This is a genomic window from Streptomyces lydicus (assembly GCF_004125265.1).
In the GTDB taxonomy this organism is placed as follows: domain Bacteria; phylum Actinomycetota; class Actinomycetes; order Streptomycetales; family Streptomycetaceae; genus Streptomyces; species Streptomyces lydicus_C.
Genome location: NZ_RDTE01000003.1, coordinates 6,436,174 through 6,449,888, shown reverse-complemented (window position 1 = coordinate 6,449,888; position 13,715 = coordinate 6,436,174). Strand labels below are relative to the sequence as shown.

11 protein-coding genes and 1 riboswitch are annotated in these 13,715 nt (G+C 73.2%); of the genes, 7 read left to right on the top strand and 4 right to left on the bottom strand.

The window, feature by feature from the left end:
• Positions 1 to 4 precede the first annotated feature (4 nt).
• The gene (locus tag D9V36_RS30955; RefSeq protein WP_129296658.1) at positions 5 to 1,417 is read right to left on the bottom strand and encodes a glycosyltransferase family 4 protein; all 1,413 of its coding nucleotides are present in this window, start codon (positions 1,415 to 1,417) and stop codon (positions 5 to 7) included.
• 239 nt (positions 1,418 to 1,656) lie between these two features.
• On the opposite strand from D9V36_RS30955, the gene D9V36_RS30950 reads away from it, so the two are divergent.
• Positions 1,657 to 2,394, top strand: coding sequence for a TetR family transcriptional regulator (locus D9V36_RS30950; RefSeq protein ID WP_129296657.1), 738 nt, complete (start codon positions 1,657 to 1,659; stop codon positions 2,392 to 2,394).
• A gap of 124 nt (positions 2,395 to 2,518) precedes the next feature.
• Here D9V36_RS30950 and D9V36_RS30945 read toward each other — a convergent pair whose 3' ends face one another.
• Positions 2,519 to 2,752: a ferredoxin gene (locus tag D9V36_RS30945; RefSeq protein WP_129296656.1), complete on the bottom strand. Its 234-nt coding sequence runs from the start codon at positions 2,750 to 2,752 to the stop codon at positions 2,519 to 2,521.
• On the bottom strand, positions 2,752 to 4,203 hold the full coding sequence (locus tag D9V36_RS30940; RefSeq protein ID WP_129296655.1) for an aldehyde dehydrogenase: 1,452 nt from the start codon (positions 4,201 to 4,203) through the stop codon (positions 2,752 to 2,754). Before D9V36_RS30940 ends, D9V36_RS30945 begins: the two co-directional genes overlap by 1 nt.
• Positions 4,204 to 4,628: 425 nt before the next feature.
• Between D9V36_RS30940 and D9V36_RS30935 the strand changes: the two genes are divergently transcribed.
• The 6 genes from D9V36_RS30935 (at position 4,629) to D9V36_RS30910 (ending at position 12,340) form a co-directional block, all read left to right on the top strand.
• Positions 4,629 to 5,735, top strand: coding sequence for an MBL fold metallo-hydrolase (locus D9V36_RS30935; protein WP_129296654.1), 1,107 nt, complete (start codon positions 4,629 to 4,631; stop codon positions 5,733 to 5,735).
• A 226-nt stretch (positions 5,736 to 5,961) separates the two neighbouring features.
• Positions 5,962 to 6,010: riboswitch (cobalamin riboswitch) on the top strand.
• Positions 6,011 to 6,252: 242 nt separating this feature from the next.
• Positions 6,253 to 7,572: a prenyltransferase/squalene oxidase repeat-containing protein gene (locus D9V36_RS30930; protein ID WP_129296653.1), complete on the top strand. Its 1,320-nt coding sequence runs from the start codon at positions 6,253 to 6,255 to the stop codon at positions 7,570 to 7,572.
• Entirely contained in the window at positions 7,572 to 8,309 is a 738-nt protein-coding gene (locus D9V36_RS30925; protein ID WP_241721115.1) for an SCO2322 family protein, read from the top strand. The genes D9V36_RS30930 and D9V36_RS30925 overlap by 1 nt, the downstream gene beginning before the upstream one ends.
• Positions 8,306 to 9,613: a CbiQ family ECF transporter T component gene (locus D9V36_RS30920; protein WP_241721114.1), complete on the top strand. Its 1,308-nt coding sequence runs from the start codon at positions 8,306 to 8,308 to the stop codon at positions 9,611 to 9,613. Before D9V36_RS30925 ends, D9V36_RS30920 begins: the two co-directional genes overlap by 4 nt.
• Positions 9,610 to 11,298, top strand: a complete 1,689-nt coding sequence (locus tag D9V36_RS30915; RefSeq protein WP_129296652.1) for an ABC transporter ATP-binding protein — start codon at positions 9,610 to 9,612, stop codon at positions 11,296 to 11,298. Before D9V36_RS30920 ends, D9V36_RS30915 begins: the two co-directional genes overlap by 4 nt.
• 103 nt (positions 11,299 to 11,401) lie before the next feature.
• Entirely contained in the window at positions 11,402 to 12,340 is a 939-nt protein-coding gene (locus D9V36_RS30910; RefSeq protein WP_241721113.1) for an ECF transporter S component, read from the top strand.
• Positions 12,341 to 12,345: 5 nt separating this feature from the next.
• Here D9V36_RS30910 and D9V36_RS30905 read toward each other — a convergent pair whose 3' ends face one another.
• Complete coding sequence (locus D9V36_RS30905) at positions 12,346 to 13,710, bottom strand: alpha/beta hydrolase (RefSeq protein ID WP_241721112.1); 1,365 nt, start codon at positions 13,708 to 13,710, stop codon at positions 12,346 to 12,348.
• Positions 13,711 to 13,715: the final 5 nt, after the last annotated feature.

The following is a 13,715-nucleotide window of genomic DNA, read 5'->3' as shown; positions in this document are numbered from 1 at the left end:
GCCGCTAGACGTGTCCGGCGGTGCTCGGCGTGGGCGCGGCGTCGGCGGCCTTGTCGGACGTGACCCGCAACGAGGTACGGGCGGCTTCCCGGCCGCCCTGGAGGGCGATGGCCTGGCGGTAGCGCTCGGCGGTGCCGAGGGCGGCCTGGCGCCAGGTGAAGCGGGCCAGCACCCGTTCCCTGCCGGCCGCGCCGAGCCGCCGGCGCAGCGTCTCGTCGCCCAGCAGCCGGAGCAGTCCGCCCGCCAGCGCGTCGGCGTCGCCCGGCGGCACCGCGAGGCAGGTCTCGCCGTCCGGCCCGGCGACCTCGGGGATCGCGCCGCCGGTGGTCGCCAGCAACGGGGCGCCGGTGGCCATCGCTTCGGCCGCGGGCAGTGAGAAGCCCTCGTAGAGGGAGGGGACACAGGCGATCTGGGCGCTGCGCACCAGGTCGACGAGTTCGCCGTCGGTGATGCCCTTGACGAATTCGATGGCGCCGGACAGCCCGAGCCGCTCGATGGCGGCGGCCACCGGCCCGTCGTCGGCGCGCTTGCCGACGACCACCAGATGCGCCTCGGGGTTCTCGGTGCGCACCTTGGCGAGCGCCTCGACCAGGTGGATCAGGCCCTTGAGCGGCACGTCCGCGCTGGAGGTGGTGACGATCCGGCCCGGCACCTCGGCCACCGAGGCATCCGGCGAGAACAGGTCGGTGTCGGCGCCGATATGGACCACATGGATCCGCCCTGCGGACACTCCGAGGTCGTCGACGATCTCCTGGCGGGAGGAGCCGGAGACGGTCAGCACCGACGGCAGCCGCCGGGCGACGCGCTTCTGCATCCGGGTGAAGCCGTACCAGCGGCGGACGGAGGCGCGGCGCTTCCAGCCGTCGGCGGCCTCCAGATCGAGGCGACGGTCGACGGTGATGGGGTGGTGGATGGTGGTCACCAGCGGGGCGCCGAGCGCGCCGGGCCCGCCGAGCAGACCGTAGCCGAGGGTCTGGTTGTCGTGGACGACGTCGAACTGGCCGCGGCGGGCGGCGAGATGGCGCCGGGCCCGCAGGGAGAAGGTCAGCGGCTCGGGGAAGCCGCCGGTCCACATCGTGCCGACTTCGAGGGCGTCGATCCAGTCGCGGTACTCGCCGGCCTTCGGCGTGCGGAACGGGTCGGGCTGGCGGTAGAGGTCCAGGCTGGGCAGCTCGGTCAGGGTCACCCCCTCGTCCAGGACGGGGTAGGGCTGGGCGCCGATGACCTCGACGGTGTGGCCGAGGCGGGCCAGTTCGCGCGAGAGGTGGCGGACGTAGACGCCCTGGCCGCCGCAGAACGGGTTCCCCTTATACGTGAGCATCGCGATGCGCAGGGGACGCTCGCCGTTCGACGGGGCGGAGGCCGAGGAGGCCTCTGCGGGGCGAGGCGCGGCTGCCTGGACGGCCTCTGCGGTCACGCTCGGCCCCCTTCTCACTGGACTTTCGCCGGAGCGTAACCGCTGGCGGTAATCTAGAACAAGTTTCAGAACTGATTGGCTACTCATCAGTTCAACCAGCTTCGAATCTACCGGCCGAGAACGAGGCGAAAAGAGCCGCACCAGGTGATTCGCGCCACCACCCGCCCCCCTGCCATGCTGTGCCGAGCACACCACCGGCACTCACCGCATCGCGGACGGAATGCCACGGAATGGGAAATATGACTACGGAATCCAAGGCGGCCAGACCGGCCCTTCCCGCGAGTCCTCCCCTGACCGAGCGTCAGGAGGCGCGGCGCCGCCGCATCCTGCACACCAGCGCCAAGCTGGCGTCCCGTGGTGGCTTCGACGCCGTGCAGATGCGCGAGGTCGCCGAGTCCTCGGGCGTCGCGCTCGGCACCCTCTACCGCTACTTCCCCTCCAAGGTGCATCTGCTGGTCGCCACCATGCAGGACCAGCTCCAGCACATGCACGAAACGCTGCGCAAGCGCCCGCCGTCGGAGCAGGACCCGGGCGCCCGGGTCGCCCAGACCCTGATGCGGGCCTTCCGCGCACTGCAGCGCGAACCGCACCTCGCGGACGCGATGGTGCGCGCGCTGACCTTCGCCGACCGTTCCGTCAGCCCCGAGGTCGACACCGTCTCCCGGCTGACCACCGCGATCATCCTCGACGCGATGGCCCCGCCCGTCGCCCACCACCACCCTTCGCAGGAGCCGGCGCGCCCCTCCGTCGCGCCCACCCCCGAACAGCTCTCCGCGGTCCGGGTCATCGAGCACACCTGGCACTCGGCGCTGATCACCTGGCTGTCGGGACGGGCCTCGATCGCCCAGGTGAAAATAGACATCGAGACGGTGTGCCGGCTGATCGGCCTCACGGCGCCGGGGGCTTCCGGTGACTCCGGGGCTTCCGGTGGCTCCAGTGCATCCGGTGCTTCCGGTGCGCCCGGCGCGGAGCGTTAACCCCCTCCGCCACCTGGGTAGTTGGCCCGTAGGGGGCCTTCCGTACCCCTACGGGACCGCCACCCCCACCCCCTACGGGCTCCCCCTTTACGGCCGCCCCCTCGCCTCCCCCGCCCCACCCCGCTCACTCCTCCGGTGGGAAGACCGCCTCGCCGCTGTCGGCCACCGTCAGGGTGATCGCCTCCACGGGGCACCCCTCGGCCGCCGCCAGTACGCCCTCGCCGGCCTCCGTCTCCGGCGCCACGGGGTGCGACTGCCGGGCCGAGTCCAGCCGGAAGCCGTCCGGCGCCGCCGCGGCACACATCCCGGACCCGATGCAGACGCGGCGGTCCACCTCCACCTGCCAGCGGTCCCCCATCAGGCACCGGCCGGCAGATGGATCATCTTGTGCTCCAGGTAGGCACCGAAGCCCTCGGGCCCGAACTCCCGCCCGATGCCGGAGTTCTTGTAGCCGCCGAACGGGCCGAGCATGTCGATGCTGAAGGTGTTCACCGAGTACGTCCCGGTGCGCACCTGCCGTGCGAGGTCGATGCCGTGGCCGACGTCGGCCGTCCACACCGAGCCGGAGAGCCCGTAGTCGGAGTCGTTGGCGATCCGCACCGCCTCGGCCTCGTCGTCGTACGGGAGCAGGCAGATGACCGGGCCGAAGATCTCCTCGCGGGCGATCCGCATGGAGTTGGCGACCTCGCCGAAGAGGGTCGGCTCGACGTACCAGCCCGTCGGCTGCCCCTTCGGCCGGCCGCCGCCGGTGAGGACCTTGGCGCCCTCCTTGCGGCCGAGCTCGATGTAGTCCAGCGAACGCTGCTGCTGGCGGCGGGCGACCAGCGGGCCGAGTTCGGTGGCCGGATCCAGCGGGTCGCCGACGGTGAGCGCGGACGCCGCCGCGGTGAAGCGCTCGGCGATCTCGTCGTAGTGGCTGCGCGGGGCGAGGATCCGCGTCTGGGCCACGCACGCCTGGCCGTTGATCATCCAGGCGAACGGCACGATGCCGGCCACCGCGGCGTCCAGATCCGCGTCCGGCAGGATCACCGCGGCGGACTTCCCGCCCAGTTCCAGCGTGACCCGGCTGAGGTTCCGGGCCGCGACCTCCATGACCCGTTTGCCCGCCGCCACCGATCCGGTGAACGACACCTTGTCCACGCCGGGGTGCCCGACCAGGTACTCGCTCACCTCGCGGTCCGCCGGGAGGATCGACAGCACGCCTGGCGGCAGCCCGGCCTCCGTCGCGATCTCCGCGAGGAGGTACGCGTCCAGCGGGGTCTCCGGGGACACCTTCAGCACCACCGAGCAGCCGGCCAGCAGCGCCGGCGCGAGCTTGGCGGCGGCGGTGAACTGCGGGACGTTCCACGGCACGACGGCCGCTACCACCCCGGCCGGCTCCCGCCGCACCAGCAGCGGCCCCAGCACCCCGTCCCGCCGCTCCTCGAACGGGAAGTCACCGGCCACCGTCAGCGCCGCGTCCCACGCCAGCATCGCGGCCAGCGACTGCACCATGACGCCGGAGGTGACGGGTGTGCCGTTCTCGGAGCTGATGACCTTGGCGATCTCCTCGCTGCGGACCGCGAAGGCGTCCTTGATGCGGGTCACCACCTCGATCCGGTCCGCCAGCGGGGCATTCGCCCACACCCCGGAGTCGAAGGACGTCCGGGCCGCGGCCACCGCACGGTCGACATCGGCCCGCGAGGCGTGCGGCACCCGGCCGATGACCTGTTCGGTGTGGGGCGAGACGACCTCGATCACGTCCTGGCCGGCCGGATCGGCCCACTCACCGCCTATGTAGAGCTTTCCGTGCTCGACGAGGTCGCTCATCGCTGCCGCCTCCTGCGGGTTGGCCGCCTGTTCGACGATCCCTGACGGTTTTCGGGGGTGCTGGGCGCTCTTCGCGGTTCCTTGGGTTTCTGGAGTTCTTGAGAGTTCCTGGGAGTTCTTGGAGTTCCGGGGGTTTCCGGAGGTCCTGAGGTTTCCGGAGTTCTTCCGCTGCCACATGTCGCATACAGCACGCAGCACGCAGCACGCAGCACGCAGCTTCAGGACTGCCCATCGCCCCAGGAACTGATACCAGTTCTAGTTACAGGAGTCCACGGCGCGAGACCGATTACCAACTCCCTTGGCGGTGCTGGGAACTTCGCGAAGCGAGGAGGGAGCGGTACGCGCCGCAGGGTCGTAACGTTGAAACCAGTTCTAGTTATAGTGAGGCCGGGTACCGGGTGTACGGCACACCGAGAGGGGACCGGATGACGCCGCAGGTGACCGACCACAAGGGCGGGGTGTGGAGCATCGCCGTCCCCATCCCGGACAACCCGCTCGGACACACTCTCGTCCACCTCCTGGAGACCGACCGCGGACCGGTACTGATCGACACCGGCTGGGACGACCCGGACTCCTGGGCGACGCTCGTCACCGGCATCGGCGCCTGCGGCTTCGCGCCCGCCGATCTCCACGGCGTCCTGATCACCCACCATCACCCCGACCACCACGGCCTGTCGGCCAAGGTGCGGGAGGCCTCCGGCGCGTGGATCGCGATGCATGCCGCGGACACCGCCGTGGTCCGCCGCACCCGCGAGGCCGAACCGGGCCGGTGGCTCGACCGCCTGACCGCCAGGCTCGCGACGGCGGGCGCACCCGACGAGCATCTGGCACCGCTGCGGGAGGCCCGCGCGCAAGGCCGCGGCCGGAAGTTCCCCGGGCAGGGGGCCGCACTGCCCGACCGCGACATCGGCCCCGGTGAACTGCTCGACCTGCCGGGACGCCGGGTACGCGCCATCTGGACACCGGGGCACACCCCGGGGCATGTGTGCCTCCACCTGGAGGAGGAACACCCCGCGGGACGGGTCGGCGGCTTCGGCCGGCTCTTCTCCGGCGACCACCTCCTTCCCGGCATCACCCCGCACATCGGCCTGTACGAGGATCCGGAGGCCCTGGAGGATCCGGAGGGCGCGGGGGACCCGCAGGGCACGGGGTACCCGGGGTACCCGGAAGGGGCCATCGTCCCCGACCCCCTGGGCGACTATCTCGACTCCCTCGAACGCGTCGGCAGGCTCGCCCCCGCCGAGGTGCTGCCTGCCCACCAGCACGCCTTCACCGACGCCGGCGGACGGGTGCGCGAGCTCGTCGCGCACCACGAGGAACGGCTCCGCAGGCTGCGGGAACTGCTCCGCGAGCCCCGCACCCCCTGGCAGCTCGCCATGGCCATGGAGTGGAACCGCCCCTGGGAACAGATCCCCTACGCCTCCCGCAATATCGCCGTCTCGGAGGCCGAGGCCCATCTGCGCCGCCTGGTGAAACAGGGACAGGCCGAGCGGGTGCCGGGCTCCGTTCCGGTGCGGTATCAGGCAGTGTGAGGGCGACGGGCTCAGGGGCGGAGGCAGGGCAAAAGCAAGGGCAAAGCCGGGGCTGGGTTCAGGGCGAAGGCAGGGGCGAGTTCAGGGCAGAGGCCGGGGCGGGCTCAGGGGCGGGCTCAGGGGCGCCCCCGGCGCTCCCCGGCGCGGGTCCTGTTCGTACGGGCGAGCGAGTGGCCCGGCGGGCGCCGGTTAAGGTGTGCGGGACAACTTCATCCGTACCCGATCGGGGGAAGCCGGTGGAAATCCGGCGCTGACCCGCAACCGTGAGGACGCCCCGCCCGCACCGTGCCCCCGGCCCGGCGTGGCGGGCCGTACGAGCCGGAGCACCCGACAGGGCACGACCAAGGCTCCCGCCACCGAACCGCCTGCCCGTGCGGACGGCCGGTGCGCGGCACCGTCGAGGTATACGGAGCTGAGCCCGGTGCCACCGCGGCCGATGTACGCATCGGCGTGCGGGTGGCCGGCCGAGCGCGGCTGCGTAGCACCGCCGCGACCCGACCCGAGAGGCACCGACCCGATGGCCCCCATGGCTTCCATGGCTCACCCGGCCCCTTTGACGCACTCCGTCGCCTTCCTGGCGCGCCGCGCCGCCACGGCGCTGGCGGCCGTGGCGGTGCTGGGCGCGGCCGCTGCCCCCGCCGCGTACGCCGACTCCGCGTCCGCTTCCGGCTCCCCCAAGAAGCTGCCCGCCGGGCTGTACGGCACCAAGGACCCGCAGTACGACGGGGTCTGGCGGCAGTCCCTCGCGCTGCTGGCCCAGGACACCGTGGGCATCCGCCCCGCGGCGTCCGCCGTGAAGTGGCTGGCCGGACAGCAGTGCGCCGACGGCTCGTTCACCGCCTTCCGGGCCGAGCCGGGCACGCCCTGCGACGCCAAGACCGGGCGGGACACCAACCAGACGGCCGCCGCGGTGCAGGCGCTGGCCGCGCTGGGCGGGCACGGGGACACCGTGAAGAAGGCCGTGAGCTGGCTGAAATCGGTGCAGAACGACGACGGCGGCTGGAGCTCGATGGCCGGCGCGGCCAGCGATGCCAACTCCACTTCCGTGGTCATCGGCGCACTCGCCGCGGCGGGTGAGAAGCCGCAGTCGGTGACCTCGAAGAAGGGCGGCAAGACTCCCTTCGACGCGCTGCTCACCTTCCGGCTGGGCTGCGAGGCGAAGGAGGACGCGCGCGGTGCGTTCGCCTTCCAGCTCAAGGGGGCGGCCCCGAACGCGGACGCCACCGCGGCCGCCGCGACCGGAGCGCTCGGCAAGGGCTTTGTCGTCGAGCCGGCCGGCAAGGGCGCGGACACCCCCGTCAAGCCGCTGAGCTGCAAGGACGGCGACGACAAGAAGGCGGGCGGCAGCGATCCGGCACAGGCCGCCCAGAGCGGTGCCGGCTACCTCGTCGCCCAGCTCGACAAGAACGGGCAGCATCTGGTCTCCGCGATGCCGGGCGCGAAGGAGCAGCCCGATGTCGGCAATACCGCCGACGCCGTGGTGGCGCTGGCGGCCGGCGCGCACCCCACCGCCGCCGCCAAGCCGCTGAAGTGGCTGGAGAAGAACGCTGCTGCCTGGGCCAAGCAGAACGGCCCTGCCGCGTACGCCCAGTTGGTGCTGGCCGCGCACGCCACCGGCACCGACCCGCGCTCCTTCGGCGGCACGGATCTGGTGGCCGCGCTCAACGCCACCGGCCCCGAGCCGGCCGCCGCCGCGGCGAAGGACGGCAAGGAAGGCAAGGACGCCGACGGCTCCGAGGGCGGCGGCTTCGGCCTGGTGTGGATCATCGGCATCGGCCTCGCCATCGGTGCCGGCATCGGTTTCCTGCTGAGCAGCCGTAAGAAGACCCAGCTCTGATGCGGCGGTCCCGTCCGATGCGGCAATCCCGTCCGATACGGCGAACCAGGATCGCCGGAGCCGTGCTGCTGGCCGGTGCGGTCACCGGCCTGGCCGCCGGGCCCGCCCAGGCCCAGGAGTACCGCTACTGGTCCTTCTGGCAGGGCAAGGGCAGCTCCTGGGCGTATGCCACCGAAGGGCCGGCCACGCTGCGGCCGGCCGACGGCGCGGTGGCGGGCTTCCGCTTCGCCGTCAGCGCCGACTCGTCCGCGGCCGGAAAGCCCCGTGCGGCCGCCGGCTTCGACGCGATCTGCCACGGCACCCCCGCGAAGGACGGCCGCAAGCGGGTCGGCATCGTCATCGACTTCGGCACCGCGAAGGACGCGCCCGGCGGGGAGCGGCCGCCGAAGCCCAGGACGGAGTGTGCCCAAGTGGCGGAGGACGCCTCGGCGGGCGAGGCGCTGGCGGCGGTCGTCCGGCCGCTGCGCTATGACTCCCGCGCCTTGCTGTGCGCCATCGCCGGCTACCCGGAGGCGGGGTGCGCGGAACAGGTGGAGGGGGCGAAGGAGCCCGGGTCGTCGGCCGCGCCGTCTTCGGACGCGGCGGCGGACGGGAGCGACGCGGGCAGCGGCGGTGACGCGAGCGGTACGGGCGGTGCGGGCGACGGCGGCCCGTCCGCCGGGCTGGTCGGCGGGGTCGCGGCCGTCGTCGTACTGGGCGCGGCGGCGGTGTGGCAGGCGCGCCGCCGACGCGGATGAGCGCCCCGCAGGCGACCCGCACCACCGCGCTGCACGCCGGCGCCTGGTGGCTGTGGGCGCTCGGCCTGGCCACCGCGGCCTCCCGCACCACGAATCCGCTGCTGCTGGGACTGCTGGTGGGGGTGGCCGGCTATGTCGTCGCGGCCCGCCGTACGAACGCGCCGTGGGCCCGTTCGTACGGGGCGTTCGTCAAGCTCGGGCTGGTCGTGATCGCGATCCGGCTGCTCTTCGCCTTCGTCCTCGGCTCGCCGATTCCCGGGACGCACACCCTGGTCACGCTGCCCGAAGTGCCGCTGCCCCACTGGGCGAAGGGCGTCCGGATCGGCGGCCGGGTCACCGCCGAGGGCATGGTCTTCGCGCTGTACGACGGGCTGAAACTGGCCACCCTCCTCATCTGTGTGGGCGCCGCCAATGCGCTGGCCAACCCGGCCCGGCTGCTGAAGTCGCTGCCGGGCGCGCTCTACGAGGCGGGCGTCGCGGTCGTCGTCGCGATGACCTTCGCACCGAACCTGGTCGCCGATGTCCAGCGGCTGCGTGCCGCGCGCCGGCTGCGCGGCCGTCCGGACCGCGGTGTCACGGCGCTCCTCCAGGTCGGGCTGCCGGTCCTGGAGGGCGCGCTGGAGCGCTCGGTGGCGCTGGCCGCGGCCATGGACGCGCGCGGCTACGGCCGTAGCGCCGAAGTGCCGCCCGCGGTACGGCACCTCACCTCCGCCCTCACACTCGGCGGGCTGCTCGGCATCTGCGCCGGGACGTACGGGCTGCTGGGCGACGCCGGCGGCGGCTACGGGCTGCCGTTGCTGCTGGCCGGGCTGGCGGCGGCGCTCGGCGGGCTGTGGCTCGGCGGCCGCCGGTCGGTGCGCAGCCGCTACCGGCCCGACCGGTGGGGCGCCCGCGCCTGGCTGGTCGCGGGCTCGGGTATCGCCGTCGCGGCCCTGCTGATCTGGGCGAACGACTACGCGGCCGGCGCCCTGCACCCGCCTGCCGTCCCGCTCAGCGCCCCCGTCCTCCCCCTCTGGCCGGCCGCCTCCGTTCTCGTGGGGCTGCTGCCCGCGTTCGTCGCCCCGCTCCCGCCGGGCACGGGCCGGGCGGAACGGGCGGACCGAACCGGCAGGGCGGACGGGGTGGACCGAACCGGCAGGGCGGAACGGGCCGACCAAACCGACGGGGCGGACCGGGCCGAGGGGGCGGACCGAACCGACGGCACGAGCAGAGCAAGCAAGGCAAGCAGGGCAGCCGGGGCCGCGTCCCGTGGCCGTGGCCGTGCCCCCGATGGCGATCCGCACGCGAAGGAGCCCACCCAGTGATCCGGTTCGAGCAGGTCTCGGTCACCTACGGGGACGCCGCAGCGCCCGCCGTCCAGGGCATCGACCTGACCGTCCCCGAGGGCGAACTCTGTCTCCTGGTCGGCCCTTCCGGCGTCGGCAAGTCCACCGTCCTGAACGCCGTGTGCGGCCTGGTCCCGCACTTCACCGGCGGCACCCTGCGCGGCCGGGTCAGCGTCGACGGACGGGACACCCGCACCCATAAACCGCGTGAACTGGCCGATGTCGTCGGCACCGTGGGCCAGGACCCGCGGGCGCACTTCGTCACCGACACCGTCGAGGACGAACTCGCCTACGGGATGGAGTCGCTGGGCCTCGCACCCGATGTGATGCGCCGCCGTGTCGAGGAGACCCTGGACCTGCTGGGCCTGGCCGAGCTGCGCGACCGCGCCCTCACCACCCTCTCGGGCGGCCAGATGCAGCGGGTGGCGATCGGCTCGGTCCTCACCACCCACCCCAAGGTCCTGGTCCTCGACGAACCGACGTCGGCACTCGACCCCGCCGCCGCCGAAGAGGTCCTTGCCGTCCTCCAGCGCCTGGTCCACGACCTCGGCACCACGGTCCTGCTCGCCGAACACCGCCTGGAGCGGGTGGTCCAGTACGCCGACCAGGTCATCCTGCTCCCGTCCCCCGGCGCACCCCCGGTCATCGGCACCCCCGCCGACATCATGGCGGTCTCGCCCGTCCACCCCCCGGTGGTGGCTCTGGGCCGCCTGGCCCGCTGGTCGCCGCTCCCGCTGTCCGTACGCGACGCCCGCCGGAAGGCCGCACCCCTGCGCGAGCGGCTGGCAGGAGTCAGGCCGCCGGCACGGGAGACGGGTACGGGTACGGGTACGGGTCCAGGCGGGGGCACAGGTACGGGCGGGGGCGTCGGGGCCACACCGGCCGCTGCGGGCTCCCCCGCCGGTGCCGCCGCGGTCGTCTGCGGGCTCAGTGTCCGCCGGGGGCGGACCGAGGCCCTGCACCAGGTGGATCTGACCGTGCGGGGCGGCGAGATGCTGGCCCTGATGGGGCGGAACGGCGCGGGGAAGTCCACCCTGCTCACCACCCTCGTCGGTATGCACGCACCGTCCTCCGGAACGGTGCGGGTCGGTGGCATCACCCCGCACCGCACCAGCCCGCGGGCCCTCCTGCGGCATGCCGGCCTCGTCCCCCAGGAACCGCGTGACCTCCTGTACGCCGACACCGTCGCGGCCGAGTGCACCGCGGCCGACCAGGACTCGGACGCCGCCCCGGGCAGCTGCCGGGCCCTGGTCACCCGGCTGCTGCCGGACGTCCCCGACTCCGTCCATCCCCGCGACCTGTCCGAGGGACAGCGTCTCGCCCTGGCACTGGCCATCGTGCTGACCTCCCGTCCTCCGCTGCTCCTCCTCGACGAGCCCACCCGTGGCCTGGACTACGCCGCCAAGGCCCGTCTGATCGAGGTGCTGCGGACACTGGCCGCCGAGGGCCACGCCATCGTCCTGGCCACCCATGACGTGGAACTCGCCGCCGAACTCGCCCACCGGGTCGTCCTCCTGGCCGACGGCGAGATCGTCGCGGATGGTCCCACCGATGAGGTCGTGGTCTCCTCTCCCTCCTTCGCACCGCAGGTCGCCAAGGTGCTCTCCCCGCTGCCCTGGCTGACCGTTCCCCAGGTGGCACACGCCCTGGAGGCCACCACGTGAGCACACGCCCCGGAGGCCGCGGTGTGAACCCACGCCCCGGAGGCCGCCGCGTGAACACACGCCCCGAAGGCCCTGTACGAGCAATCGCCCTGGAGGCCGCCGCATGAGCGCACCCCCGCACCGGCCGGAGGAGGGCGACGCGACGCGCACCGGGACCGGCCATCAGGCCCGTGCCGTACGGCTCGGTCCCCGCTCCATCGCCGCGCTGGTCCTCGTCTCGGCCATCGGCGTGATGGCCTTCGGGTGGCCGCTGCTCGCCGACTCCGCCTCCGGGCTCGCCCATTCCCGGGATGCGCCCTGGCTGTTCGCCGCGCTGCTGCCGATGCTGCTCGCCGTGGTCGTGGCGACCATCGCCGACACCGGTCTGGACGCCAAGGCCATCGCGATGCTCGGCGTCCTGGCCGCGGCCGGGGCCGCGATGCGCCCGCTGGGCGCGGGGACGGCCGGTATCGAGCCGATGTTCTTCCTGATGGTGCTGTCGGGGCGGGTGCTCGGGCCCGGCTTCGGGTTCGTGCTGGGGTCGGTGGCGATGTTCGCGTCCGCGCTGCTGACCGGCGGTGTCGGCCCGTGGATGCCGTTCCAGATGCTGTCGATGGGGTGGGTGTCGATGGGCGCCGGCCTGCTGCCGGGACCCGACCGGCTCCGCGGCCGCCGTGAACTGGCCGTGCTCGCCGCCTACGGAGCCGTCTCCGCCCTCCTCTACGGCCTGGTCATGAACCTTCAGGGCTGGCCCTATATCGGCGGCATGGCCTCGGGGGTCTCCTTCGTCCCCGGGGACGGGCTCGACCAGAACCTCGCCCGCTACCTCGCCTACTGCCTCGCCACCTCCCTCGGCTGGGACGTCCCCCGGGCCCTGGTCACCGTGCTCCTCACCTGCACGCTGGGCGGCACCGTCCTCAAGGCCCTGCGCCGCGCCACCCGCCGGGCAGCCTTCGATGTCCCCGTCTCCTTCTCTTCCGGCTCTTCCCCTTCCGGCTCCTCCTCTTCCAGCTCCCTCCCTTCCGGCCCTTCCGAGCCCGCCAGAGACAGCACCGCCCCGTGACGGTGTCAGCGGGCGACGGGCAGGGCGCGGGCTATGGACGGCTGCGAGCGCAGGAACGAGGTGTGGTGGTCGGCGTCAGTGCCCTGGTCGGTGACCGTGGCCCGGGTGCCGTGGCGGGCCAGCTCCTTTACGCAGCTACGGGCGTTGGCTATGGGTACTTCGCGGTCACCGGTGGCGGTGTAGAGGGTGATCCGCACGTCTCGGCCCGGCTTCCAGTCACAGGTACGGTCGTTGGCACGGACGGCTTCCAGCAGGGCCCCGGAAGGGTGCTGGAGCTTCTTGTACCAGGTCTGGGTGAGCAGGTCTTCGACGCGATCGGGGAGCTTTCCGACGATGTCCTCCTCCGAGTGGCTGCCGTCGAAAAGGTCCTCGACACGGTGGGCGTAGGGCGCACGGAACACTTCGCCCGGATCGCGGTAGAGGGGGTGCAGACGGTTCTGTGCGGTGAGGAAGTAGGAGAGGTAGTAGACGGCGGCCCCGGGGGCGATACGACCGTCGAAAATTCCGGGGAGTTCGCTGCCGTCGAGGTCGTACGCCCCGCCGACCGGGGCCAGCATCCCCGGCCGGAACCGGGGATCGGCGCCGCGGGCGAGCTCACGGCCCAACTCCATGGTGGCCTGCCCGCCCTGCGAGAAGCCGGTCAGTGACACCGTGCGGCCGAGAACGACGCCGAGTTCGGGAGCGGCGGAACGCGCTGCCCGGAGCATGTCGAGGGAGGCCGAGGCGGCGGACCGGGCGTCCATGTAGGGGTGGTGCCCCGGGCCGGCGCCGAGGCCGAGGTAGTCGGGGGCGAGGGCGGCGCGACCGGCCGAGGCGTACAGCACCGACACCGCGCGGTCGAGACCTTCCGCCACCGACGGGGCGTCGCCCCGGTAGGCGAGGGTGCCGTGACCGTGGACGACGGGCGGGAGAGCTCGATGGCCGCTGCCGACCGGGAGGGCCAGCAGGCCGGATGCGGTAGTGGGGCGGCCGTCGGCAGTGATCGTGCGGTAGATCAGGCGGTATGCGCGGACGCCGTGCCGGGCGGTGCCGGCCTCCAGACCTTGCTTCCGCGCCCGGGCCACGACCTCGGCGCGGTTCTGCCGGCCGAGGGGCGTGAGGGAGACAAGCCTCCCGCGCTTCCGGTCCGCTGTCGGCGCGGAGTCGGTGGTCGTCCGTGCGGCGGCGGAAGCCCCCTGTGCGGCCCCCGGAGTCGGGTGTGACGGTGCCGCCAGCGCGGCCGGGGCCGTCGTCAGCACAGCCAGCAGGAGAGCGGCTCCCGCGGCCAGTGCACGCGGCACGCGCCGTTGTCCGCGTAATGCCCCCGACCCGGCCGGCACACCGGACGCGGCGGGAGGTAGATGCTGTTGCTGCGAGGCGTTCTTCGTCATGTCGT

Bases quoted from the DNA above. Each gene is read 5' to 3' on its own strand.
- D9V36_RS30930 (WP_129296653.1), top strand. From the start codon at position 6,253: ATGGCCCCCATGGCTTCCATGGCTCACCCGGCCCCTTTGACGCACTCC.
- D9V36_RS30905 (WP_241721112.1), bottom strand. From the start codon at position 13,710: ATGACGAAGAACGCCTCGCAGCAACAGCATCTACCTCCCGCCGCGTCC.
- D9V36_RS30920 (WP_241721114.1), top strand. From the start codon at position 8,306: ATGAGCGCCCCGCAGGCGACCCGCACCACCGCGCTGCACGCCGGCGCC.
- D9V36_RS30935 (WP_129296654.1), top strand. From the start codon at position 4,629: ATGACGCCGCAGGTGACCGACCACAAGGGCGGGGTGTGGAGCATCGCC.
- D9V36_RS30945 (WP_129296656.1), bottom strand. From the start codon at position 2,752: ATGGGGGACCGCTGGCAGGTGGAGGTGGACCGCCGCGTCTGCATCGGG.
- D9V36_RS30940 (WP_129296655.1), bottom strand. From the start codon at position 4,203: ATGAGCGACCTCGTCGAGCACGGAAAGCTCTACATAGGCGGTGAGTGG.
- D9V36_RS30910 (WP_241721113.1), top strand. From the start codon at position 11,402: ATGAGCGCACCCCCGCACCGGCCGGAGGAGGGCGACGCGACGCGCACC.
- D9V36_RS30925 (WP_241721115.1), top strand. From the start codon at position 7,572: ATGCGGCGGTCCCGTCCGATGCGGCAATCCCGTCCGATACGGCGAACC.
- D9V36_RS30950 (WP_129296657.1), top strand. From the start codon at position 1,657: ATGACTACGGAATCCAAGGCGGCCAGACCGGCCCTTCCCGCGAGTCCT.